We start from the raw sequence: 25,714 nt of genomic DNA, 5'->3' as shown, positions 1-25,714 counted from the left end.
CAAATGTTATTTCTAGTTGAATGTTAATGCATTAGACCATTTACTAAAAATTATTTTGTAGAAGTTTTTAACTAAAGCTCGGAAGCTTGTATTTGAGAACCAAACAAAATATATGGCAAGATCGAATAACAGCTTTATCAAAAAGCAGAAGGCAGACAGAAAAGCAAAAAAGAAAAAGGAAAAATTAGAGAACCGTTTGGAGAGAAAGCAACAGGAAACTAGTGGAAAACTAGAAGACATGATTGCTTATGTGGATGAGTTTGGAAATATAACGGATACTCCACCAGAACCGCCTTCTGAAAAAGATGATAAAAAGAAGTCAGCATCTGATGAAAGAAGAAGGCCAGAGGGGAATCAAGGTAGAAGGCCATATAATCCTGACCGTAGAAGACCTGATTCTGATGATAGAGATAAATAATTATTAAGAAAAGCCATTACCTGATCAATGTAATGGTTTTTATTTTTTAGCTCGTATTTAGCGATAGATAAATACAGTCATTTTAAAGGGGGTATCTTATGGGTCATTTTTTAGCTATGAAAGGTTTTTGGGCTATTTCAATTAGCGTTTTTTGATTTTTAAGTGGAATTTTGAAACAGACAAATTCTATAAATAAGGAACTAAGCATGAAAATGCTTAGTTTTAGCTTATAATTATGAATAAGATGAAAAACGTTTTTGCAATCCTAGTATTCATGTTTTGTGCCACAGGTATTTATGCCCAGGATAAGGCCGAAATCAAGTGGTACAGTTTTGAAGAGGCTACAGCCCTTAATCAAGAAAAACCCAAAATGTTAATTGTGGACGTTTACACAGACTGGTGTGGATGGTGCAAGAAAATGGATAAGGAAACCTTTACAGATGCCAAGGTAATAGAATATATAAATGCCAATTTTTATGCTGTGAAATTGGACGCAGAAAACAATGAGAAAACCTTTCAATTTAGGGGAAATGAGTACACAGAAGAAAGTATGGCCAGATCCATGCGTGTGAGCTCCTACCCTAACTTTGTGATCATTGATGCAGCCATGGAAAACATCACTCAGTTGCCGGGGTATAGGACTGCGGATGTTTTTCTCAAAGACCTCAATGCTACCATACAACGCTTCACCAATTAATCAATAGCTAATAATATAATCTGTAGCAAATATGGCTTTTTCAATAAGCGAAAAAGAAGATACTATTATTGCCTTGGCCACACCCCAAGGTGTGGGTGCCATTGCGGTAATCAGGTTGTCCGGTAAGGATGCCATTAAAATTACCAATGAGGTATTTGCAGGGAAAAATCTGGAAAAACAGGATTCTCATACCATCCATTATGGCACGATCAGGGATGAGGGGAAAATAATTGATGAGGTTTTAGTTTCATTGTTTGTGGCACCTAAGTCCTTTACCAAGGAGAATGTAGTGGAAATCTCTACCCACGGTTCTTCCTATATTATCAACCAAGTCATCAAACTATTGATAAAAAAGGGAGCCAGACCTGCCAAGCCTGGAGAGTTTACCCAAAGGGCATTTTTGAATGGGCAGTTTGACCTGGCTCAAGCGGAAGCTGTGGCTGACTTGATCCATTCTGATTCTGAAGCTTCCCACCAGGCAGCTTTGCATCAAATGCGTGGTGGTTTCAGTGGAGAAATCAAAGAATTAAGGAATAAGTTGATCCATTTTGCGTCGATGATTGAATTGGAGCTTGACTTCTCTGAGGAAGATGTGGAATTTGCCAGTCGGCAGGATTTACAGGTTTTGGTGGAGAAGCTATTAAGGGTGGTAGAACATCTGATTGCTAGTTTTGATCTCGGTAATGTGATCAAAAATGGGGTGCCGACTGTTATTGCTGGTAAGCCCAATGCCGGAAAATCTACCTTACTCAATGCCCTATTGAATGAAGAAAAGGCCATAGTTTCTGATATTGCCGGAACTACAAGGGATTTTATCGAAGACGAAATCAATATTGGTGGGGTGATTTTTCGCTTCATAGATACAGCAGGTTTAAGGGAAACTACTGATACCATTGAGGCCATTGGAGTATCCAGAACCCAAGAAAAAATGAAGACTGCTTCATTGATTCTTTATCTCTTTGACCTTTCCGATACTGATATGATAGAGATTAATAGAGATGTCAATAAGTTGGAAAATATAGGTGTTCCTTTTGTTAAAGTGGCTAATAAGGTAGATAAGTCTAATGATCAGTTTATCAGTGAGTTAAAAGAAAAACATCCTGATGCGATTTTTATTTCTGCAGGAAAAAAAGAACACCTTGATGAGTTAAGGGATAAGATCTTGGAATTGGTAAATTTGGATAAGTTCAAAACCGGCAATACGGTAGTAACCAATATTCGTCATTATGATTCCCTGGTCAAAACCCGTGAATCTTTATTGGATGTATTGAATGGCATTGACAATGAAATCACCAATGACTTTATGGCGATGGATATCAGAAGATCCTTACATTTCCTAGGAGAGATCACCGGAGAAATCACAACAGATGATTTATTGGCGAATATATTTAGTAAGTTTTGTATCGGAAAGTAATGAAGCTGAAATAATATGGTAAAAATGATAGAAAAATACGTGCTAGATAGCATCATATAAAAAGAGGCTGTTTCTAATATTATCCCACAAAATCATTATGGGGAATATTAGACAGCCTCTTTTTGATAAAATTTATTAGGCTACTGATTCTGTTAATGCTTCTTTGAGGCCTTTTGCAGCAGCAGCAGGGTCTTCAGCACCATAAATGGCAGCTCCTGCAACAGCTACTACAGCTCCTGATCTTTGAACAGCTTCAATGCTTTTACTATTTACACCACCCGCAATAGATATTGGTACTCCAGCCCTACTTGCCTCATCTATTAGTACCTGAATGGAATAGTTTGGATCAGCTTGCTCATCTAGACCTGCATGAAGTTCTACAAATTCCACACCTAGCTCAATCACTTCTTGGGCGCGTTTTACACGGTCTTTTACGCCTATGGTGTCAACAACTACTCCTTTATTGAATTTCTTTGCTACTTCCACAGCTCCTAAAATAGTGGCATCTCCAGTGGCTCCCAAAATAGTAATATAATCAGCTCCTGCTTCAAAAGCCATTTGAGCCTCTAAAGCACCTGCATCTGCTGTTTTGAAATCAGCGAATACCTTCTTATCTGGAAATGCATCCTTCATTGCCCTGATAACGCTAAGGCCTTCACTTTTTATTAGTGGCGTTCCCAACTCAATAATGTCGATATATGGCGCTACTTTAGTGGCTAAAGCGATGGCATCTTCTGTTTTTAATAGATCAATGGCTACTTGTAATTTGGTCATAATATTCGTTTGTTTTAAAATAAGGTTTTAGATTTTCTTGTTGTTGGCCTATTCCATGTTGGCATGACGCTTCCATAGTTCTTCGGCGGTAGCTCCATTCTGCTTCCAGAGAAATTGGATAAGCGCATCAAATACCAATAAGAATGATTGCTCAAATAAGCTACCGGCATACTGTTGGGATACAGTGCTGTGGTGGTCCTGCTTTCCTGCTGCAGGTATATTGATTGTATAATCAGACAATTCCGATAAAGCAGAATTGGCATTGGTGGTGAAGCAAAGTATATGGGCTTCTTGCTTTCGGGCTGTCTCTGCAGCTTTTACAATTGAACTGGTCGTGCCCGATCCAGAGGCAGCGATTAAAAAGTCTCCCTTACTAAGGGCCGGTGTTGTGGTTTCTCCTACCACATGGACAGCATAGCCCAGATGCATCAATCGCATGGCTGCTGCTCGAATCATAAATCCTGTACGACCTGCACCTACCAAAAATATATTCTTCGCTTGCTCGATCTTTGGTAATGCGGCAACTAATTGATCAAATGAAATGTTCTTGGCTAGTTGATGGTGTTCATCAAGGATCAGTTGTAGGTCTGAGGCCAAAATTTCATTTTCTATGTTGGTATCTGGATAGTTCATGACAGTTTTATTTTCTTCACTAAGGCTTTAAATGAATTGACAAAACAAAGTTAGTGGGCATGATTGGACCTGTTTATACATGATTTGACACTTATGTGGTACAATTTGCCCAAAACAATGATATTCATGGTGAGATTATCTATTTTTGTGGTACAATTTGGAAAAGGTCTGATTTTCGTGGTTTTCCTTTACAAAAAAATGAGCCTATGTTAAGTGATAAAGTAATCTATATTCGTTCCTTGGATAATTGTCCTCCTTCCTATTTGGATGATCCTGGTCGAAAGGAGTTTTTCGAGATCGTTTGGTTGAAAGATGAAAATGCACTACATGTTCCCCAACATGATTTTCAAACTTTAAGAGGGGACTGGATATATCTTATACCTCCCTATCGGGTACATCAGTTGAATAAAGCGGGAAAGAAAGGATTATTGATATCCTTTAAAAGGGAATTGCTAGACGGGGACTTAAAAGAATTTCTTCTAGATGTATTTCGAATCTTTAATATTCAGGGAGAGTTTTCTTGTCTTCAGGTCAATGATGAGAGCTCTAGAGGACTCAATGCTATTTTTGACTTGATGAATATTGAATATCAAAAGGAGACTTTAAACCTTATAATGATCAAGGCCTTATTAAAGGTGTTTCTTTTGCAACTTATTCAATTGAAAGAGCATCACTTTACCCTGCAGGACATCAATGAAAAACGTATCTACGAGTTTATGTTATTATTGGAAAATAATTACCTGGAGGAAAGAACTGCTGAATTTTATGCAGATCAGGTAGGAATTAGTGCCAAACGTTTGAATCAGATTTTGAAGGAAAAGTTGAGTAAAACTGGTGTGCAGTTGATTCATGATAGACTGATTTTAGAGGCAAAACGCCAAATCATCCATAGTGAAAATACGATAAAGGAAATTGCCTTTAATCTTGGTTTTAAAGATCGATCCTATTTTAGTCGTTTTTTCAAGCAGCATACTGGGCTAAGTCCACAGGAATTTCAATTGAGTGTAAATAATCATGTAAAACAGTATGATAATACGCTGATCAATTAAAACAGTCATTGGAGAGTCTAAGAAGGAATAGCTTACACAGTCTGCTATAGTTCATAAAATATCAGTCAGATTAAACAAATATTATTAGTTGTTTACTTTGTGAACACTAAATTTTAAAATTAAGCTTAACCAGTTCATCTTTGGCAGATCTAATCATGTGGTTTCTCAGAATCTGGGCCATTTTTAGGAATATCTTAGGCCATACTAGACCTGTAGCAAACCTAAGCCCCCATTTAATTACCTCGGTGGCAAATCTGATGCTGGGATATAAAGCATTGGAACGAATTCGAAGTTCTTTAAGGTGATCTTGGAAAAAATCTTCCGATTTATTGCTCAATAACAGGCTATGACCATCAAAGTCAAAATCATAATCTGTAATGATTTGATGGTGGCTAATAATTTTTCTTCTTCCAAATAGAAAGGACATCCCTTGTCGGAAAGTTAGGATAGCTTCTTTGATCTCTTCAAAAATTTGCTTAATCGTCTTTGCTAAGAGTTTGATCAAAGATTTGATAAGCCTTAATAACTTACTGGCTATATTTTTTATCCATTTGGTTATTTTTGAAACGAATTTATTGAATCCCCTTTTACCCTTATAAATTCTAGCTGGCTTTTTAGTAGCAATAAGTTTTTTTGAATGGTCAATTAAGGATGATTTAAAATTTTCATCCAATATTTTAGCTTCTTTTCGGATTTTGGTACTCTCATGTTCTAAGTGTTTTCCTTCCAATATTTGATAATATTCTTCATAGGCTTTATGTTCAATTTCCTGATCTTCAATAGGGATTATATACTTTTCCAAAAGATATTGAAAATTGAGAATGCATTGGTCATTTTTGATGATATATAGGATGTTTTTTAGCTCATCTTGATTTTGTTTGTTTTGCTCAAAAAGCATTTCCAAAAATTCTTTTAAAGCGGTCAAGCTCAATGGGCCAAAGTCATGGTCCAATTTACCTTGATATAGTCCCAATACCCATAACTTTACCTGAAGGACCCTCAACATAAATTTATTTTCCTGGCTTTTTATATAATTATCTATTTGCTTCTTGGGTTTTTGTCTCAAAATACCATCCAAGGCCTTTCTAAGCGCAATATTTTGAATTCCAGAGAGGAAGTCTTTGCGTTTTGTAAACCTTAATCTTTTGCCGGTAAGTTTATTAAACCGTTTGGCCTTGCTGTTTTTGACCTCAAAAAAGAAAGTTGCACCAATAAAGCCTTTTTTACTAAAATTTGAATGCATGCAAAATTCGCTTAATTTAAATTGGTCACCTAAAATATTGAGGAAGTCATATAAGGTTCCTGGGTATTTGTATTTTCGCAGGACCTGTTCCATTAAATCTTTTTGCAGGGTGAATTTGGCTTGGTTGGGTTTTAATTGCGGGCTGATAAGACTATATGTTCTAAATCTATAAAATGCTATGCGGTAGCCAATGCCCATCTGACTTGGGAAATTATTAAAAACGAGTTCTCCCTCAAGCGCAGTAAGGTCCTTCAAAAGAAGTATTTCTTCTGGACTTAACTTTCCAGTTACAAAGTGAGCACTATTGACCATGGATTCCTGCCAAATTTTTCGGAAGTTGGAATCGGCTTCTTTTTGCTCTAAACATATTTTACATTCATCGCGAAACAGATCTATTGCCATGCCAAGTTCCTCATTGGATATCGTTTCATCTTCAAAGGCTTTTCTGGGTAAATAATATAAATCACTGAGTAGTTGAATGGTGTCAAGCGCATTCTGCTTGATCAAGGCCTTTGAAAGAAGGGTCCTTTCATCTTTAGGCACTAATTCTAATACATCTGTATCCTTCATGTTTTTTCCATTATGTTACCATCCATAGGTTTAAAGATATATAAAAAGCCTTCCATCAAATGTCTTTTATTGCCTTCAGGACAAATTCAAAAAAGTCTTTTCTGGTCCTTTGGGCTCCTTCCACTAAAGTATTATGACCGTCAGTCAGGTACTTTTTGCCCTCTCCCAATTCACTGTTAAGATAATTGATGGTATCTCCTTCAACTTCAAATCGGGAATAGCCCACCAATATGGCAGTGGGAAGTCCCTTTCTTATTGTTTCGAATAGTTTATTGGAATTGTATTCGCCATTTTCCAAAGCAGGTTCCAATTCAATTTCTGCTCCTGTAAATGTAGCCACTTCAAGTGTAGCGAGGTCTTCCACCCCTTTCTTAATGCTTTCCTGTAGATTTTTTAGTTTTTCGTTCATTTGGAATGTGTTTAATATTAGTCTGTGAATATTTTGATAACAGCTTTTAAGATCCCTATTCTGGAATTTACAGCACATTGGAAGGAATCATTAAAGGCTTTGATGAGATCAGGATCTATTTTTTTAGAACTAAGGTAAGTCAGGCAATCGCCACCTATTTCTTGCTTTCTGTAAAGTAAAAGTTCATGTTTGCCATTATTGTTTCTGATGATTGCATATTCAATATTTGAAATATCGTCCAGGCTATCTTCAAGCTTTTCCTTAATTCTTTCAAAAAAGTCCATAGAAATAAAATTTAGGTTTGTTTTGACTAATTCAATAGGTACGCCGTTAGGGTCTTGGGAAAGAAATTAGTTTTATTCAATTAATACTCTTCTAATAATGCCTCTTAGGTATTAAAAAATTGAACCAAAGAAGACGTGAATTGCTAGAGGGTAAAATATTGTCTTTTAAAGGATTCTCTAATAGGTATAATATAAGTTAAAATACAAAATAACTTATATAATGTAAATTAAATGAGGATTCAATAATTATTCTGTAGCTGATTTTTTTCCTATTAATAAGTTAGATCTATACTGACTTAGGCTTTTCTTTAGATGTTAAAACCTAAAAAAAATTATAAATTTGTCCGAAATAAAACAAGAATAAATTATTTGATTTGGAACGCATTCAAAAGAGCTATAGAAAGGCCAAATATATAGTTTATAAACAGACCATTCTTGATCCTATTGATCATATTTGGACTTTTGTAGGAGCCGTTTTGGGAATTGGCGCAATAGGTTTCGTGCAATCTTATTTTTATGATTTTTCAGCCTTGGAAAATGTTTTCCTGATTGGTTCCTTTGGGGCAACAGCGGTATTGGTATATGGAGCGACGAATAGTCCCCTTGCCCAGCCAAGAAACTTGATTGTCGGGCATGGTATAAGTGCTTTTATAGGCGTAACAATGGTGAAAACCATTGGTTATTTTGATGTGTTTTGGCTGACTTGTGCTTTAGCAGTAGCCAGTTCCATAGTGGCAATGCAGATGTTAAAGGCCTTGCACCCTCCTGGAGGCGCTTCTGCATTAATCGCTGTGATAGGTTCTGAAAAGATTAAATCTTTGGGGTATTTTTATGTGTTGAGTCCCGTTTTGTCAGGTGCTATTATCCTATTGGTTATTGCCTTGTTGGTTAATAATTTCCCTAAAAACAGGCATTACCCCTACAATATGCACCCTAAAAAATACCAGAGTAGAAGAGAAAAATATATCATGAATTTTAAGAGGTGTGTCGGTTTAAAAGCATAACAAAAAACAGTTTGCTTGACTTGACTAATTTTATCACTTTTTTTAATCACTAGTAGGTGACTTTCTTTATGGTAAAAAAAACATGAAGAAATGAAGTGATTAAGTGAATGAAACACCCTTTTTCCCAACAAAAAACTCCTACCATAATGTCTATTAAGTCCTTAATGGTTACAAAAATAAACCATTAAGACATGAAGGAGTGAAGACATGAAGAACCCTTTTCTCAACAAACAATTCCAACCCTAAATGTCCCTTAGCTCCTTAATGGTTAAAAAAATAAGCCATGAATAGATGAAGGATTGAAGGACATGAAGAATCCTTTTTCTCCAACAAATAACTCTAAACTTTCTTGCCACTTAATTCCTTAATGGTCAATTAAAAATCTATAAAGCAATTAAGCTTTGGACATGAAAAAAGGACACCAAATAGCGTCCTTTTTGCTAAATATGCTCTTTTTGATTCTATTATATTAAGGCTGCTTCCTGCTGTAGTTCTTCGCTTGGGCCAAAGAATTCAAAATGAATATTATCTTTAGGAACCTCCATTGCAGAAAGTAACTGTAAGACATGGGCCATAAATGGTTTTGGTCCACAGAAGTATACCTCACAAGCTTCTTCTGGCCAAACTTCTTTTAGAATATCCAAGGTCAGAAAACCTGTATAATCCATATTTCTATTTTCCCTATCTGCTAGTGTAGGCTCACTGAATATCGTTATTGCATTCGAATGCTCATTTTGTAAGCTTTTGATTTCTTCGGCAAAGGCTTGTGTGGAAGAATTGATGACGCATTGTATCAATAGAGCCTGCTGATCTCTTTTAGAAAGAGTCTTGTACATACTCAAAAGTGGAGTAATCCCTACCCCACCGGCAATGAGCACCACTGGCTTATCATTATCTTTAAGCACAAATTCTCCTGAAGGCATTCCTATTTCTAAAGTGTCACCAACTTTAACATTGTTATGGAGGTGATTGGAGACTACTCCAGCAGGGTTTCCAAGCTCTTTTTTCACACTAATTCGTAAAATATCCTTTCCAGGAATATCTGACAAACTATAGTTTCTGGTATGTAGGTGTTTATGTCCAGGGATGGCTACACTAAGCGCAATATATTGACCAGGGGTAAATTCTGGTACGCTTCCTCCATCAACTGGTTGAAGATAAAAGGAGCTGATGATTTCACTTTCAACTGTTTTCTTAACGACTTTGAATTGTTTTTTACCTCTGAAACCTCCAGATCTTTTTTCTTGGCTATGATATATCGTTTCCTCCGTTTGAATAAATATTTTGGCCAAATCACCATAGGCTTCTGCCCAAGCTTCAATAATATCATCCGTAGCATTATCTCCCAATACCTCCTTGATGGCCAATAACAGGTTCTCTCCTACTATGGGATACATTTCTGGCGTTATAGATAGAGAACTATGTTTATGCGCAATAGTACTTACTGCACCTGATAGCATATCTAATTGATCGATATAGGTAGCGTATTGGAATATAGCATTAGCCAATACCCTTGGCTGGGATCCCTTTGCCTGGTGGGTCATATTGAATATATTTCTCAATTCAGGATGCTTTGAGAAGATATTTTGATAGAAAACTTTGGTGATGGTTTCTCCATGTTCTTTTAGGACTGGAGCGGTAGATTTTACAATCTCAATTGTTTTAGCACTCGCCATGTTTTTGATGATTAATAGTATGAATAAAAGAATAAAGGACCTTTATATCCTTTAAATTTGTAATTTTTTTTATCTCTTTAAGAAGGTCAATCCAAGCTCTAAATCATTCACCAATTTTTTTATTGTTGTATTTTCCAGTAACTGATGGATATTGGTTCTAATACCAAGGAATTGATTGTGAAGCGGGCATGGTTTTTCTTCATTGCAGGCCTTTAATCCCAGAGCACATCCAGTGAATAGTTGATCACCGTCAATGATTCTTACGATTTCAATTAGTTTGACCCTTTTCATGGTTTCATCAGGAATCTCAAAGCCACCATTGGGGCCTTTGATGGATAGTAAAATACTATTTTTGGATAACTGTTGGAGGATTTTAGCAGTAAAAGCCTCAGGTGAATCTATCTCCTTGGAAATGTCTTTCAAGGATGTCCTCCTACCCTGTTCTGATTGGGTTGCGATGTAAAGGACTGCTCTAATGGCGTATTGACAGGCTTTGGAAAACATGCATACTTGACTTTTGTTGCAACAAATGTAGTTGCTTTTTTATTTCGGACAAATTTATCCTAAATAATTTTTTCGTCCTTTAGCGTTGGATTATGGGAAATAGTAATTAAAACTTCAGAAAATTGCATAATTATTTACTGAACAGCAATATAAAATATTCTACCTGATAGGTATAAAATTATCTCCATGGCTAAAAAGCACCTTAGCTGTTCAATGAAATCCAAGCAAGCTACTTAGTTGATTGGATAATGGATATTAATTCCTTGCATGGAAGTAGAAAGGGTAATGGCCAAAGAAACAAAGGCTATCCCTAGGAGAACATAGTTAAGCGTATTAGAGACTGCATGGCCCTTACTGGATAATCTATAAGCATAGAATGAAGTAAGTCCTAGAATTATCATACTGGCTATGGCTCCTTGAGCAATGTACTGATGCAATTGAATAGATTCCATCATCTCATTACTTGGCGTTTCAATCGCATCCATAATCCAAAATCCAGAAATATAGGTAACAATGGTACCGATGGAACTAATCATAAAAACCATATAGGATTCTCTATCGTAACGTCTTGAAGATTTCACTAGACCATAGGCTAATAAAATCAAGCCGGTTAATGTGCCTAATACTGGAATTGCGTTGATCAATAAATGTACGTAAGATGGGTTCATTTTTCCTTATGTTTATAGTTCAATGTACAGTAGATTTTTTCCGAATCACATGACATTTATCATGATTTGTATTGATTTATGGTAAAATAACCAATTTTATTGAATTATAAACCTTCCTTTTTTAAGAAAGAACGAATTAACCTTTGGGTTTCCTTATTGTCCGTTTTAGCTTGAATATGACTTTTTATATCCCTACCAAGGGGCTTGTCATTGATAAAGCCATAACCCTTATATACCCCATTCTCAATGAGGATTATACCCTTTTCATTTGGCTTTCTTCCAGCTAAAACAATAAGTTTATCTTCCTTGGGAAGAAAATATTCATCTAGGAATTGAGCTACTCTCCTATTGTAACCTAATGGATCTTCTTTCTTTATACAAGCTCCCTTGCACATTCTCAATGTGTATTGAAAGCAAGATGCATTACTTGGATATAGTCCGTTAATTTTTTGACAGAGCACATATTTTTCAGTGATCCTGAATAAAAATTCCTTTCCCTCTGATTTGTTTGAAAAAGACATCAACTCTTGGTTTTTCTTGTCGATCTTGTCCAAATAAAGTGACTTATATCCATGGTCATCTTTTTTCATAAAAATTCCCCAAATAAAAATTGCCCTTCTTTGCGCTCGATTAAAAACTGGTTGGTAAAATTTAATTTGCTCGGATTCCCTTAAAAGTGCTATTAATTCATTCCCCATGTTTTCAAAGGTGACCTTTACCGTTTGCTTTTGCATCCTTTGGGCTTTGTTGGTATTGTTGCTAAAATGCTGGTATAATCGGGCTCTGATATTTTTACTCTTTCCAATATAAATAATCCTATCCCTTTCATTCCATAAATAATAAACTCCAGTGGTATTATCAGGGACTTCATTAATTAATTTTTTCAAGCGATCAATGACCATTTTTAGTTGAATTTTAATCCTCCTTTACCTTTATCAAACTCAACCTTGAGATTATTGTTACAAAATGGACTTGCTGAAATATGTATTGCTAACTATTAAGTTGGCTATTTTATAGTTAGAAAAATAAAAGGCTGGAAATTATTTTCCAGCCCTATTATGATTATGAAGTTACATGTTCAGATTGAAGGTTTTTTAAATAATCTGCTGCACTTTCCAATTCTCTTTTAATCTTACCAATTGCTTCATCCGATTCCTTAATTGTAGTTCCCAGTAAGGACCTATAATATTGTATACCGGACTGTAGATTTTTATTGAATTTATTCAAATAGGAAGCCAATTTTGGTAATGGTGAAGCTTGGTATTCATTGAGTTCTTTTTTGAAATAATCCATATATAATTGCAATTCTTTAATGAAGAAATAAGGTCTATCCTGTTCTATGGTCAATTTATGCTTACCATAAATATGATCTACCATTTCTTGCAGCTTAAAGATGCCTTTGAAGTAAGCCAAATTAGGCCCTGGGCATATCGTTACTGCATCCAGGTTTCTGGCTGGCTTTTCTCCATGAGACAATATAGCCGGTGCTGCCAATCCCTCACATAGGCAGTCTTTTTCTGTGACCTTGCTAGCTTCTCTTTGGTATTCCTCTTCAGAGCTGAGGGTGCTTTTTAATTCTTTTAGTTTAAGGTTTATGTATTGCCTTGAAGAGGTACATATTGGGGTATCTGTGAATTCCGTATTGGAAGAAAGCACTTTTTTATAACAAGGACTACCAGGTCTATCTTTGGCAATTCTCTCTTTGCGTTGCTCTTCCCCTGTACTGGTGCGGAGATTATTGAAAGGCACACCCAAAGGTGAGGCATGACTTAGGAAGAAATCTGATTTGTCAGCCTTGATAATTCTTTGGATGGTATCAGTACCAACGCTGGTAGCTTCAGGAACCATCAGAAATGGACTTCCCCAGCCTGTACTGTCCAGGTTATAATGTTTTAGGAGTAGTTGGTTCTCTTCTGCTGTTCCAATACCTCCTTGTGCTGTTATTTTTATTTTGCTATTTTTCGCTAAAGGAAACTTTCCTTTTGAGGCGAGCACTTCTTGACATATAGAATAAATTTCTTCATTCAAGTCATTACGTTTTTCTTTGAACTCCTCCAAAATAGGCCCCATCAAATGACCATCAGTCGCAAAAGCGTGTCCACCACAATTCAGGCCTGATTCTAGTCTGAATTCCTTGACCCAAATCCCTTTTTTAGCAAGGAATTTCCCTTGGATCAAGGCAGAGCGGTAATCACTTACCTTTAGTATAATTCCTTTATTAATATTTCCATTGACATCAGGGAAGAAATCATCGAAGGATTCCAAATAACTGAAGAGCGCCGGATTCATTCCTGCTGAAAAAACCACATTGGATTGAAGGTCGCTTTGGGCAAAGCCTCTTAAGGCAGAAAGTGCAGCTGAAAATTCCCTTGGTAAAGTGTTGCCTTCTTTGTCATAACTTAGACGGTCTACCTTTGTCATGATATTAACATCTATATTTCCTGCTTTTAAAGAATCTTTAAGGACATTTTCCAAGGCAAGCTTTTCAGTACCCTTGCTTTGCAACATTTTATGATAAATTTTAGCATAGGGATGAGAAGGTGCTAACATTTTAAAATACCTATTCAAATCGTTTTGCTCATTTTGAAAGGATAATGTCTTTAGTTGCTCCATTTGTTTTTCAAGCAATTTTTTCATGAGGTTCAAATAGGCTTCAATCCTCTTTGCTCTAGAGTCATCTTCTTCTGCTAAAATGGGAATATAGGGCTCTCCGGATTTACGGCAATGGATTTTCCTCATCGACTCAATCAAATCGTCTTCCATAATGGAAACAACGCTATTGATTCCAAATCGGCCAACTTTAAGCGGGGTGTCTATGGTAAAGCCCAATCCCATAACAGGAATATGAAAGTTATGAATATCTACTGAATGGCTTATTATTCTGTTGCTCAATGACATATTTAAAGATTTACTTAATTGCTATTGGCAAAAATAAATCCTTTATATGCTTAAAATCAGAGCATAATTCAGTTTACGATATGATAAAAATCATGGAATTGACCTGACTCTAGGCTACCACTGGCTTTGTTTCCATTTTTACCATATATCAGGGCTTTTTCATATATTCAGCAGATTATGTTATGAAAGGATTTTTTTTAGGCTGTTTTTCCAGTATTTTCAAAACTTTGTATTAACCCAATTAACCACCTAAGAATAATCATTATGCATAAGTCTGTTATAACTTTTTTAATCTGTATGTTCTGCGGAATAGTTTCCTCATTCGCTCAAAATATTAATTATCAGCGTGTTTATCTTTCTGGCAAAGATGCTTCTAGCGCTGTCGACTGGGAATTTAAAGTATCTGATGGTAGAAAGTCAGGGAAATGGGCTAAGGTTCCTGTACCTTCCAACTGGGAATTACATGGTTTTGGCACCTATAACTATGGGCATGATCACAGTGTAGCGGATAAGGTCCTTGGTAAGGAAGTTGGCTATTATAAACATGAATTCAATGTTCCCAAGGATTGGAAAGGCAAAGTAATTAATATTGTCTTTGGTGGTTCTATGACGGATACAGAAGTAAAGATTAATGGTAAATCAGCTGGTCCGATCCACCAAGGAGCTTTTTATGAGTTTAAATATGATATAAGTAGATTGCTGAACTTTGGTCAAGATAATTTACTGGAAGTCAAAGTAGCTAAACATTCCTCCAATGAGTCTATTAACAGGGCTGAGCGTCAGGCGGATTTTTGGATCTTTGGAGGAATATTCAGGCCTGTTTATTTGGAAGTACTGCCCCAATATCATTTTGATAGAATCGCCATAGATGCTAAGGAGGATGGCAAGTTTGCCTCCTTTATATCTTTGAATAAAAGTGTAAGGGATGCTGAGGTAAAGGTAGATCTTTTTGATCAGGATAGGCTTATCGGTTATCTGAAAACGTCTGTTTCCGGAGAGGAAGGTTGGGTAAAAGGTAATTTTGAGGGCATTCAGAGTTGGAACCCTGAGCAACCAAAATTATATCATGCAAAATTCCAATTATTGGTTAAAGGTGAAGTAGTATACAGTAAAAATGAACGGATTGGCTTCCGAACAGTAGAACTTAGAGAAAAGGATGGTATTTACGTCAATGATGTAAAAGTAATATTCAAAGGTGTCAATAGGCATTCTTTTTACCCGAATACTGGAAGAGCATTGAGCGTTGAAAACCATCTCGAGGATATTCAGCTAATGAAGGAAATGAATATGAATGCTGTAAGGATGAGCCATTACCCTCCTGACGAAGCATTTCTTGATTTATGTGATTCCTTGGGAATGTTTGTTTTGGATGAAGTTACTGGTTGGCAGGATGGCTATGATACTATAGTAGGACCAAAACTGATCAAGGAGACAGTGCTTAGAGATGAAAACCATCCATCTGTTGTCATCTGGGACCATGGCAATGAGGGTGGTTGGGATTTTAGAAATGAACCTATGTTCCATAGCACAGATATACAAAATAGGCCCGTAATCTATCCATGGCTTCGTAAGAATGGGGTGGATACCTTTCACTATCCGGTTTATGGAGCAGGCATTCACCGATTGTCCAATGGTCAGGATATTTTTATGCCCACAGAGTTATTACATGGACTTTATGATGGAGGTCATGGTGCGGGTCTTGAAGATTTTTGGAATGATTATATGTCCAATCCAGCTGCAGCAGGTGGTTTCCTTTGGGTATTCTCTGATGAAGCTGTACTCAGGACAGATTTAGCTGATAGCTTAGATGCGGATGGCAATCATGCACCCGATGGGATTGTAGGCCCCTACCGTGAGAAGGAAGGTAGTTTTTATACCATAAAAGATATATGGTCTCCCATCCAAATAAAGCCTATGGTAGTCAATGCACACTTTGATGGGGAAATAGCTTTGGAGAATAAATATTTATATACGAACCTTAAAGGTTATAAACTGGAATGGTCATTATTTGCCTTTGATAACTGGAATAAAGAAAAATTGCTTAGTTCCGGTTCCTTGGTTTTGCCTGATATTTTGCCAGAAGAAAGGAAGAAAATACAACTGGATATTCCAAGTGAACTTATCAATTCGGACTGGATAAAGATAGCTGTGAAAGATCCGGAAGGAAATGAAGTGCATTACTGGACTTGGCCAGTAGGACAAGCAAAAGCCTTTACCCAAAGGAACATGGCGGTTAGTATAAAAGCTGATAAAGAAAAGGTGGTTTATGTGGAAGAGGCTAACATCTTAAAGATAAGTGCTAATGAATCCGAATATGAATTCGACCAAGAGTCAGGAATGCTTATTTTGGCTAAAAACAAAGATCAAATTTTTAAACTTTCCGGTCCTATTCATCAAGACAATAATCCGTTGGAAAAGCTTATATATGACCTTGATGATGAGGGAAATTTCGTTTTGATCGCCCATTATGAATCTTATCCGAGGAGAATAAAGTGGACTGTATTCAAAAGTGGATTATTGAAGGCCGAAATAGCTGCTCCAGACAAAAGATTATCCAATATAGCGTTTTTGGGAGTTAACTTTTCATTCCCAGAGGAAGAAGTAAAAGGAATCTCTTGGTTGGGTAATGGTCCATACAGGGTGTGGAAGAACAGGATCCGCGGTCCCAAGTTCGGACTTTGGCAAAAAGATTATAATAATACCATCACAGGGTTTTCCAATGGAGAGATGGAATATCCAGAGTTCAAGGGATATCATTCCAATTTATATGCCTATAATTTAGCGTTGGCTCAAGGCAATATTAAGGTATATACAGAAACTGCAGGCTTATTTTTCAGACTATTTAGTCCGGAGGACTCCCCTTTTGCTACTAAGCACCTAAAGGTTCCTTTTCCAAATGGTGATTTGTCTTTCTTATACAATATTCCTGCGATTGGAACCAAGTTCCATAGTGCTCAGGAAATGGGGCCACAGGCCGCGCCAGACAGTGATGTGATGCACTATGGAGATGCTAAGATGGATATTGTTTTATGGTTTGATTTTGATACCAATGATTAGCGCTATAATCAAAACAGAAAATAAATATTTGAAAGCCTGGCATATAATACCTGGGCTTTATGAGTTTTAATAGTATGATTTGAATTAGCTATTAAGTAGAATAATGGATTGTTTCAATAAATTGTCATAGTGTGGAAGGCAAATTTTAGACAGCAAATGAACCATTTTTGGTGAAAATGGGTATAAATTATTATTAGAGTAACATCATGGATATACAAACTGCTTGGAATAATAATTTCCCATATTTGACCAGTCAAAGGGAACTCTCCTTTTTACCCTTGTTCGCTACATGGGAGGAAAAGTCCTTAGACGAAGATGAACTTAATAGTTTTTTCTTTAAAAAGTTATTAGATGAGGCCAAGTCCTACCCTATCTTACTTCAGGAGAAAGTAGACAAAGAAGAATTAATAAATAATAAAGAGGCACTTGCCTTCATTATCAATAGCGTATTTCAAGTTTCGCTCGATTCCAAGAAACAAATGTATATGATGTCCTTGCCCTTCACGATGGATATTGTTTATGCCTCAGAGGGATTCAAGGAGAAATTTTTATGGCCAGAAGCCTTTTCTGCTTCTACTATGGAAGAGAAAAAGGAGGAAATGCGTTATTCGAAATTAATTCATGCCTATAAAATAATATTGAGTAAATTTTATGCTTTGGACATCAAAGCAGATGATAGTCTTGTCTATAAGGTGATAGATAAATCGGGACTTAGTAAATATTTCTTTTCTGAAGTCAATTCCGATTTCATTGATGTTAGCACCACCAAAGTTTTGCCTCCCAAGGAAGAAGTTTTCAAAGCTTGTTCAGGGAAAAATCCATGCATCAGGGATTTAGAGAAATGGCAAAAGATATTGCCATTGGAAGATTTCACTTTTTCAGGATTTCTGATTTTACAACTGAAGGATTTCACTAGGACAGAAAGTATTTCCGAATTAAGCAATGCCCTTTTGGAAGAAAACGACTTTTCATCGAAGAATTTCATTGATGTGGTAGACCAAAGTGTAAAAAGCCTTTTGGGTGTTTCCAATATCAAGGTGGGGGTTGCGGCTTTTCAAAAGTTCGATAATAAATACCTTATTTCAGACAGAAGGCTTGCAAATAGTTTTCTGATTAGGCATTTATGCCTGATGGATTGTGATCAAAGTTATGAAAGCGTGGTTTCTTTCCTTTCCAATGTGAAAGATCCTGTTTTTCTAAATGATTTTGCTACCTGTTCAGAGGCACCTGAATCTTATGCTCAAATCCAGGCAATGGGCATAAAAGAAATCATTATTGTGCCCTTACATTATGATGGTAGTTTGGTAGGGGTACTGGAGATATGTGCAGAGGAAGAAGGTATTTTGAATGCTTTGATGTTGGATAAGCTGAAAAACATCAATCAACCTTTGGCCATCGCCATGCAAAAGAATATGAAGCAGTTTGAATATCAGGTTCAACAAGTAATAAGAAAGAATTATACCGCAATCCAGCCAGCTATTGAATGGAAATTCAATGAAGTAGCAGTGCAAAAGATCGTAGATCAGGAGAATGGGAAAAGTAGCAATTTACAGCCTGTGGTTTTTGAGGATGTATACCCTTTATACGCAGCGGTGGATATTAGAAATTCTTCAGCAACAAGATTAGAAACCATACAAAGAGACCTGCAGGAACAGTTAAAGATGGCCCAGAAAATTATCTATGCTGCTATTGGATTGAACGATCTGCCGGTTTTGGAGAAAATGAGTTTTAAGATCCAAAAGATGTTAGATGATATTCAACTGATATTGGTGGCTGATGATGAGTCCAAAATCAACTATTTACTTTCTGAGGAATTGGAGCCCCTATTTGAGCACCTTAAATTGGTACATCCGTCGTTGAATGAAATGATAGATAGCTATTTTTCAAAAATCAATGTGGAATTAGGTTTACTATATAAAAATAGAAGTGCTTTTGAAGAAAGCTTGTCCATGTTAAATAGTGCTTTAAGCAAACATATTGACAAAGCTCAGGTTCAGGCCCAGCAAATGTTTCCTCATTATTATGAGAAATATAAAACAGATGGTATTGACTATAATATTTATATAGGACAATCCCTGGTAAGGGATAAGATATTTGATCCAGTTTACCTTAAAAGTCTTAAATTATGGCAGTTAACTACCTTGTGTGAAAGTGCTTTTTTAAGTGAATCATTAAAAGATAAGCTTCCTATTCCCTTGGAAACCACCCAACTTTTATTGGTACATAGTTCTCCGCTGTCCATAAGTTTTAGAATGGATGAAAGAAAATTTGATGTGGAAGGTGCGTATAATATCCGTTATGAAATCATGAAAAAACGGATTGATAAAGCATTGATCAAAAACAGTAAAGAAAGGCTTACTCAACCTGGTAAAATTGCCATTATTTATTCCCAGCCAAAAGAAGAGGTGGAATACATGGATTATATTGCCTATTTGCAAATAAAAGGATTGTTAGGCAGTGAGGTAGAGCACCTGGATTTAGAAGATTTGCAGGGTGTAAATGGGCTAAAAGCCTTACGGGTTAATGTAGGTAAACCTTTGTATTCTGACCTATCCCAACACAAGAGCAAAGACAGTCTTAAAACTGGTAACCAAAGGTAAAGGTAGGCAAGACTTCTTCCTGACCAATAGATAGGGTGCCGGATATGACCATCATGCTCATCGGGGCCAGCCAAAGCCCAGCACCAAAGCTATTGTGCCATCTTGATGAGTCTTCATTTTCGTACCATACTCTACCGATATCGTGGAATAGCGTGAGCCCAATACTTGCAGGAAATAATCTAGTGGTGAAATTATTAAGTCTTATCCTTGCCTCTGTATTGTTATAAACCATTGAATGCCCCTGAAAACGGCTTCTTCTATATCCTCTTAGGTTGTTTTGGCCTCCGAGATGCTGTGACTGGAAAAACTCATACTTGCCCCAATTGAAACCAGTTCCAAACCTGGTCGCCCAAGTAACCTGTGAAGGAATTAATCTACTCCAATAAAGTGCTAATTCAGTATTCATGGAGCTTAGCGTATTACTGCTTTCATTTAGTCCAGCATTTAAATTAAATTCATGTAAAAGTTTAATCCCTCTGTTTGGTAATTTTGGATGATCAGTTTGGTCAATAATAAACTGTGCGTTTAAACCAGCATATTGCTTCAGCTTATTCAATTCTTCTATGTCAATATCCGTTTGGTTTTCAGAATTGATATACTTACCCATATTATCATCTTCATCCATCTTTACCCTTTGGTATTGAGGACCTATTCTAAAAAATATATTCTGATTGATATTTTTTCTAATCCAGGTATTTAGGTTGATTTGGTTATACCGGATCCTGTAATACTGGGGGCCAAATTCTTCTTTGAGGAATTCGCTTCTTTCATTTCCATATCCGAAGAAATTATTCACATAATCCGGAGCCTTTAGGGAAGCGTTCCATTCTAGATCAAGATTTTTGATAAGTTTAACGGCATGACCTTCGTAATAAATATTAAAAGCTCCTGTTTTTACAGCCATATTTGCTTTTATACTTTGTTTCATGGCATACGGATCCTTTCTAAATCCATGGGTGGTCCATAAGGCTCCTGCACCTAAAAATATGCCATCATCTACATTGTATTCAAAAGAGGCCAATGGCATTAGTAAATCATATTTAAAAGCTTTTCTATCATAGGAAAATACACTGCTACTATTTGAACTAATGATTTTGGATGAACTGCCTAAGTTTAGATTATCAGTCTGAGCCTTCCACTGATAGATAATATTTGCTTTTTTATCCAATTGGCTTTGGTCTGAAATAACATCAGGACCAAGGCCGCTCATTAATCTTACCTTGATCTTTCCAGGTCCATCACCTGTTATTTCGAATTGGTCATCACCACTCAGACCATATACCCTTATCTCTTTGGTTTCCTCTGGATCGAATTTTCTATTGAAAAATTTCTGCTCGAGATTACCTTTTTTGGTTATTTTGGTTATTTCTACATCTACTTTACCATTCGGTTCATGTCTTATTTCAAACAGTTCATCCTTGTTTGTGCCGTATACATCTACATTTTCAGATATAAAGTCATAATATTTAAGTGCTTCTTCTTTTATCCAGGATTTTCTGTGATCTAATATGGTAGGGATATCGTGTTCACTTTTAACAAGTGTCTGGATAGCCACTGGTAATGGATCCATGGTCTTGGAAATGACCTCACTGCTGATTTTCTCTTGAAAACGATCAAGTTCAGCTTCCCAATTTTCTCTATCCAGATCATTTAAAAAGGATCGGTCAAAATATCTACCATTAAACATAAAGCCATTGATATCCCGTAATTGATAATCGAAACCTTGGAATTTGGGCATAATCCATTTTCTGCTGGCTATTTTGGGTAGAATCCCTTGATTAACAAAGAATGCTTGATCACGGTCCCTGGGCATTGGGACAAATTTTCTCCCTTCTTTATGTTCTATTCCTATCCATCTCCATTGGTCATCATGTCTGTCCCAATCTCCGATATACAGGTCCAGTATTCTGGCTCTAAGTATTTCCTTTTGATCTAATTCATAGTCTTGATCTTCCAGTCGCTTTTTGAGCATTTTTTCCGTGCTATAAAACTTATAGTCCTCATCCTCCAAATCTTCAGGACTTATTTCTCTCTCCTCATACAAGTAGACTGCATCGCCAAATTCCTTTTGGTAAATTCCCAAAGTAGGATCATCGGGAAGCCAAACCAATTCTGGATTCGTATGGTAAACTTTGAGCGCATCGGCCAATGGGGGGATCATCAAGGCCCCATAGGGATTGGAGGCGGAAATTTGATCCTGTACCACGTCTTTGGCAACGGTTTTTCTTAAGGCCTCAGGAATAGCGGCAGCAGGATATTTTTCCACTGACCGCAAAACATACTGATTACCTATAGAATCTTCAAGCCGAAGGGATTTGGTTTGCATACCGCCACCCCTTTTAACTATTTTCATTCCTCCCTTTTCCTTGGAAATATCAAATACCCTGAATTGCACTTCTTCACTCCATATTTTTCGGTAATTTGTTCCATACCATTTTTCCTGCTGTTGGTTGATTTTATATTGTTGACTTATCGTACTTTTAATAGAATCAGGAAAAGAGTTTTCTATGGTTAAGGCTGCATCACTTTCAATGGAGGAACCTTTGAAAATTTCTGACTGATAGACTGGGTTTAAGCCTATTTCAAGGTTATAAAAATTGAGGTCAACTTTCCCATTACTATAAAGATCAAGACTAGCAAAGCCACGGGATTCCATTGCAAATAGGCTAGGATTATTCTTCCTTAGTTGAGTGCTTTTGGAACCTGCTCCACTTACGATGTGGTGTACATCCTCGTCGCGTGTATATTCCAAGGCATGCTCATGTCCCCCTACAACAATCACTTTTGGGTGCTTATTAACAATTTTGGTAATACCTTGGATCATTTCCTGGTATTTTGGATGTGGTATATCTTGAATGTTTCCTAAATAGGTCCTGTATAGCGGATAAATGGAGCCAATTAAAGGGAGTGGAATGTATAAATTGGGCTTCATGGCCGTAAAAGGGAAAAGGTGGTCTTTCCAGCTGTAGGCACCATTATGTTCTCCGTAGGTTTTTAGAGGATGGTGCATAGCCAAAATAATAACCTTGTCTTTGTTGGCATTGACCATGTCTTCCATCGCTGCAAGAATTTCCTCACCTGTTTTGTATTCACAGTCTGAATCTATTCCCGGTTTGGTGTTCGGATGTAACCACCATTGGCTGTCTGCAATGATCATAATGGTATTCTCCCCTACTTCTCTTAATTCAGGACCAGGACAGCCATCTCGTGGAATCCACAAAAGGTTTTCCTTCTTCAGTGAATCAACAAATGATTGGGCTCTTAATACTGCAGCCAGTCCTCCTTCATGACCTTTTTCCCAATCATGATTTCCTGGAAGGAAATATACATTTCCATTTACTTTATCGGCCATACTGGCTTGTAGAGATAATATATTCTCACTTAGAATTCTCTCAGCGGCGCCTATTTCAGGCATGCCTTTAGGATAAATATTATCACCCAAAAATAGGATATCGGTTTCTTTACTGATGGTGTCTTCTGCCACTAAATTGTTAACTAACTCTATAACAGGATGACTTCCATTTTCCAACTCACCAGCATCACCTACAAGAATAATTCTTTTCTCCAATGTTTGGGCTTGGAGGAGTCCTCCCAGAAAAATAAGCAGAATGAGTAGTGACTTTTTCATTTTGATTGTTCTGGCTGATATTTGAATTTTAAAATATTGGGGTTTCCATCATGCGCTTCATTTGAAATAAACATATCCCCTTGCTGATTAAAAGTGATCCCTTCAGCCTGTTTAAAAACCCTTGGGTCTAAGCGGTAAATTTGTTCTGGATCTCCAAACCGATCCATGATCAGTAGCCATTTCCCTACGGAAGAAATCACATACAATTTGTTTTCAATGGGATGCATGGAAGCTGCAGAAGGTTTTACCGTCAATTTGAAATCCTGTTCCTCGTTAAGGACTTTACGTAATTTTTTCTCAGTTAATTTATAGTCCTTTAATTCACTATATGTATTGGTGTTGAGGTCAAATGTGAAAGCACTTGCCACATTTTTGTTCTTATCTAATTTACATGATTTGCAGAACAATATGAGCTGATTGTCATTTAATTGAGCCAAGGATTCCAAGTCCCTTTTTCCTTTAAATGGAAAGTCATGGATATTGGAATTTGTTTTTTTTTCAAAAACATTAATTATCTCATAGATATCACCGTTACTTTTAAGGCCGTATAAACCCTTATCAGTGTATAGGATGTCCTCCAAGTCCATATTTTTGGCAAACTTACTTTTTCTAAGAATTTTCTTTTTAGGCCACTTCAGCTCATAGACAATGGATGATTCGTCTTGAATAGCCCAGATATTACCATTTTTGCCTATGGTAATGCCTGATACTTCATCGAGGACCTCGGGTAATATTAACTTTTCCCCGTGCTTAAGATCATAGGCTTTGGGAGATTCATAGTCTCCATTGAATCTCCTTTCTCTGAGGCCGCAAGAGTTGATGAGTACGAAAAATAAAAAGGTTATAAACTTAAATGAATTCATGTTTTACTAAGATATTACTGTTAAATTTAGTTCATTCTAAGTATTTATATTAATATGGAAGAAGTTAATATTAATTTACTTTATAAGGTAGAGACTTATGTAAAAGCACTTTATAAAGACAGTAACCAAAAGCTTTTCAAATACCATAACTTGGAACATACCAAAGATGTGGTGAAGGCCAGTGAAGAAATTAGCTCATATTACGACCTTGCTGAAGAAGAAAAGTTAATACTAATGGTGGCTGCTTGGTTTCATGACGTGGGCTGTTGGTCCCGGGCAAAGCTGGAAAACCATGAAAGTGAAGGGGCAAAAATAGCTAGGGATTTTTTATTGGAAAATGAGGTAGGGCAAGATTTTATTGATAAGGTTCAGGCTTGCATTTACTCGACCCAAATGCCACAAAGTCCATCTAAATTGATAGAAAAGATTCTATGTGATGCCGATCTTTCTCATTTGGCTAGCGATGCTTATTTTCAAAGATCACTCAAATTAAGAGATGAATTGATTGAAATGAAACTGTTGGATATGGATGTCAAATCTTGGCTTCGTTCCAATTTGATATTTCTGAACAAACATCGGTATCACACGGAATATTGTCAACAAAAGTGCCAAACTGGAAAACAAAAGAATATAGAGACCTTGGTAGAGAAAATAGAACAATCAGATTTAAAATCGGATAAAAAGAAGTCCAAAAAAAAGAAAGCAGAAAGAGGTGTTGAAACACTTTTTAGAACGACCTCTAGAAATCACCTAGAACTCTCCTCTATCGCCGATAATAAGGCAAATATTATGATTTCAGTCAATTCAATAATTTTGACTATAATCGTGTCCGTGTTGCTCAGGAAATTGGAGGAATACCCTAATTATATTATTCCTACCACTATGTTGCTTGCAACAAGTCTTGTAACAATGGTGTTTGCTATTTTGGCTACACGACCTAATGTAACTTCAGGAAAAGTAACTAAGGAAACCATAGATAAAAAGGAAGGTAACCTGCTTTACTTTGGTAATTTTCATGAAATGACTTTAAGTGAGTATGAATATGGCATGGGAAAAATGTTGGGTAATGCAGATTATTTATATGGAAGCATGACCAGAGATATATATTTTTTAGGAAAGGTATTGGCCAAAAAATATGTGCTCCTGAGGAAAAGTTATACCGTGTTTATGTTCGGGTTTATTCTTTCTATTTTGGCATTTGCTGTTGCTACTATATTCTTTCCAGTGGATACCTACTAGCCGTAAGTAGGAATACGAGTAGCCAGCATTTTGTAAATAACATTTTTCAAAATGCTGGACTTAACTCTTCTATTTATTAGTTCATA

Annotated in this window: 20 protein-coding genes; 8 read left to right on the top strand and 12 right to left on the bottom strand. The window is 36.5% G+C overall.

Features of this window, described 5'->3' with window-relative positions; all coding sequences use genetic code 11:
- Window positions 1-112 precede the first annotated feature (112 nt).
- From H7U17_RS16030 to mnmE, 3 genes are all read left to right on the top strand, one after another.
- On the top strand, window positions 113-418 hold the full coding sequence (locus H7U17_RS16030) for a cold-shock protein (RefSeq protein WP_230981453.1): 306 nt from the start codon (window positions 113-115) through the stop codon (window positions 416-418).
- A gap of 244 nt (window positions 419-662) precedes the next feature.
- The gene (locus tag H7U17_RS16025; RefSeq protein ID WP_186757772.1) at window positions 663-1,115 is read left to right on the top strand and encodes a thioredoxin family protein; all 453 of its coding nucleotides are present in this window, start codon (window positions 663-665) and stop codon (window positions 1,113-1,115) included.
- Between the two features lie 31 nt (window positions 1,116-1,146).
- Window positions 1,147-2,529: a tRNA uridine-5-carboxymethylaminomethyl(34) synthesis GTPase MnmE gene (gene mnmE, locus H7U17_RS16020; RefSeq protein WP_186757771.1), complete on the top strand. Its 1,383-nt coding sequence runs from the start codon at window positions 1,147-1,149 to the stop codon at window positions 2,527-2,529.
- A gap of 135 nt (window positions 2,530-2,664) precedes the next feature.
- Here the strand turns inward: mnmE and hxlA are convergent, their stop codons facing one another.
- Both hxlA and hxlB read right to left on the bottom strand, forming a co-directional pair.
- The gene (gene hxlA, locus H7U17_RS16015; protein ID WP_186757770.1) at window positions 2,665-3,303 is read right to left on the bottom strand and encodes a 3-hexulose-6-phosphate synthase; all 639 of its coding nucleotides are present in this window, start codon (window positions 3,301-3,303) and stop codon (window positions 2,665-2,667) included.
- A gap of 48 nt (window positions 3,304-3,351) precedes the next feature.
- Window positions 3,352-3,936: a 6-phospho-3-hexuloisomerase gene (gene hxlB / locus H7U17_RS16010; RefSeq protein ID WP_186757769.1), complete on the bottom strand. Its 585-nt coding sequence runs from the start codon at window positions 3,934-3,936 to the stop codon at window positions 3,352-3,354.
- A 206-nt stretch (window positions 3,937-4,142) separates the two neighbouring features.
- On the opposite strand from hxlB, the gene H7U17_RS16005 reads away from it, so the two are divergent.
- Window positions 4,143-4,985, top strand: a complete 843-nt coding sequence (locus tag H7U17_RS16005; protein ID WP_186757768.1) for a helix-turn-helix domain-containing protein — start codon at window positions 4,143-4,145, stop codon at window positions 4,983-4,985.
- Window positions 4,986-5,091: 106 nt separating this feature from the next.
- On the opposite strand, the gene H7U17_RS16000 is transcribed toward H7U17_RS16005, so the two are convergent.
- The 3 genes from H7U17_RS16000 to H7U17_RS15990 are packed head-to-tail and all read right to left on the bottom strand — an operon-like array spanning window position 5,092 to window position 7,491.
- Window positions 5,092-6,798, bottom strand: a complete 1,707-nt coding sequence (locus H7U17_RS16000) for a hypothetical protein (protein WP_186757767.1) — start codon at window positions 6,796-6,798, stop codon at window positions 5,092-5,094.
- 55 nt (window positions 6,799-6,853) lie between these two features.
- Window positions 6,854-7,207 carry a hypothetical protein gene (locus H7U17_RS15995; RefSeq protein ID WP_186757766.1) on the bottom strand — a complete coding sequence of 118 codons (354 nt, stop codon included), beginning with the start codon at window positions 7,205-7,207 and terminating at the stop codon, window positions 6,854-6,856.
- 17 nt (window positions 7,208-7,224) lie between these two features.
- Window positions 7,225-7,491: a hypothetical protein gene (locus H7U17_RS15990; RefSeq protein ID WP_186757765.1), complete on the bottom strand. Its 267-nt coding sequence runs from the start codon at window positions 7,489-7,491 to the stop codon at window positions 7,225-7,227.
- Between the two features lie 374 nt (window positions 7,492-7,865).
- Here H7U17_RS15990 and H7U17_RS15985 point away from each other — a divergent pair, with 374 nt between their 5' ends.
- Window positions 7,866-8,495 carry an HPP family protein gene (locus H7U17_RS15985; RefSeq protein WP_186757764.1) on the top strand — a complete coding sequence of 210 codons (630 nt, stop codon included), beginning with the start codon at window positions 7,866-7,868 and terminating at the stop codon, window positions 8,493-8,495.
- A 464-nt stretch (window positions 8,496-8,959) separates the two neighbouring features.
- On the opposite strand, the gene hmpA is transcribed toward H7U17_RS15985, so the two are convergent.
- The 5 genes from hmpA to H7U17_RS15960 form a co-directional block, all read right to left on the bottom strand.
- Complete coding sequence (gene hmpA / locus H7U17_RS15980; protein WP_186757763.1) at window positions 8,960-10,171, bottom strand: NO-inducible flavohemoprotein; 1,212 nt, start codon at window positions 10,169-10,171, stop codon at window positions 8,960-8,962.
- 69 nt (window positions 10,172-10,240) lie between these two features.
- On the bottom strand, window positions 10,241-10,675 hold the full coding sequence (locus H7U17_RS15975) for an RrF2 family transcriptional regulator (RefSeq protein ID WP_186757762.1): 435 nt from the start codon (window positions 10,673-10,675) through the stop codon (window positions 10,241-10,243).
- Between the two features lie 233 nt (window positions 10,676-10,908).
- Window positions 10,909-11,343 carry a hypothetical protein gene (locus H7U17_RS15970; RefSeq protein ID WP_186757761.1) on the bottom strand — a complete coding sequence of 145 codons (435 nt, stop codon included), beginning with the start codon at window positions 11,341-11,343 and terminating at the stop codon, window positions 10,909-10,911.
- Window positions 11,344-11,447: 104 nt separating this feature from the next.
- Entirely contained in the window at window positions 11,448-12,230 is a 783-nt protein-coding gene (locus H7U17_RS15965) for a GIY-YIG nuclease family protein (RefSeq protein WP_230981452.1), read from the bottom strand.
- Between the two features lie 175 nt (window positions 12,231-12,405).
- On the bottom strand, window positions 12,406-14,241 hold the full coding sequence (locus H7U17_RS15960) for a hypothetical protein (RefSeq protein ID WP_186757759.1): 1,836 nt from the start codon (window positions 14,239-14,241) through the stop codon (window positions 12,406-12,408).
- A gap of 264 nt (window positions 14,242-14,505) precedes the next feature.
- Here H7U17_RS15960 and H7U17_RS15955 point away from each other — a divergent pair, with 264 nt between their 5' ends.
- Window positions 14,506-17,298, top strand: a complete 2,793-nt coding sequence (locus tag H7U17_RS15955; protein WP_186757758.1) for a glycoside hydrolase family 2 protein — start codon at window positions 14,506-14,508, stop codon at window positions 17,296-17,298.
- A 206-nt stretch (window positions 17,299-17,504) separates the two neighbouring features.
- A complete protein-coding gene (locus tag H7U17_RS15950) occupies window positions 17,505-19,898 on the top strand; it encodes a GAF domain-containing protein (protein ID WP_186757757.1) in 2,394 nt (797 codons plus the stop codon).
- Here the strand turns inward: H7U17_RS15950 and H7U17_RS15945 are convergent.
- Together H7U17_RS15945 and H7U17_RS15940 are read right to left on the bottom strand one after the other, a co-directional pair.
- Window positions 19,876-23,526, bottom strand: coding sequence for a BamA/TamA family outer membrane protein (locus H7U17_RS15945; protein WP_186757756.1), 3,651 nt, complete (start codon window positions 23,524-23,526; stop codon window positions 19,876-19,878). The genes H7U17_RS15950 and H7U17_RS15945 overlap by 23 nt on opposite strands.
- On the bottom strand, window positions 23,523-24,389 hold the full coding sequence (locus H7U17_RS15940) for an SdiA-regulated domain-containing protein (RefSeq protein WP_186757755.1): 867 nt from the start codon (window positions 24,387-24,389) through the stop codon (window positions 23,523-23,525). Before H7U17_RS15940 ends, H7U17_RS15945 begins: the two co-directional genes overlap by 4 nt.
- A 54-nt stretch (window positions 24,390-24,443) precedes the next feature.
- Between H7U17_RS15940 and H7U17_RS15935 the strand changes: the two genes are divergently transcribed.
- Window positions 24,444-25,628, top strand: coding sequence for a Pycsar system effector family protein (locus H7U17_RS15935; RefSeq protein WP_186757754.1), 1,185 nt, complete (start codon window positions 24,444-24,446; stop codon window positions 25,626-25,628).
- Window positions 25,629-25,714 lie beyond the last annotated feature (86 nt).

This window comes from Echinicola salinicaeni (genome assembly GCF_014280965.1).
Taxonomy (GTDB): Bacteria; Bacteroidota; Bacteroidia; order Cytophagales; family Cyclobacteriaceae; genus Echinicola; species Echinicola salinicaeni.
The sequence above is the reverse complement of the archived record's forward strand: the minus strand, read 5'-3'. Positions and strand labels throughout refer to the sequence as shown.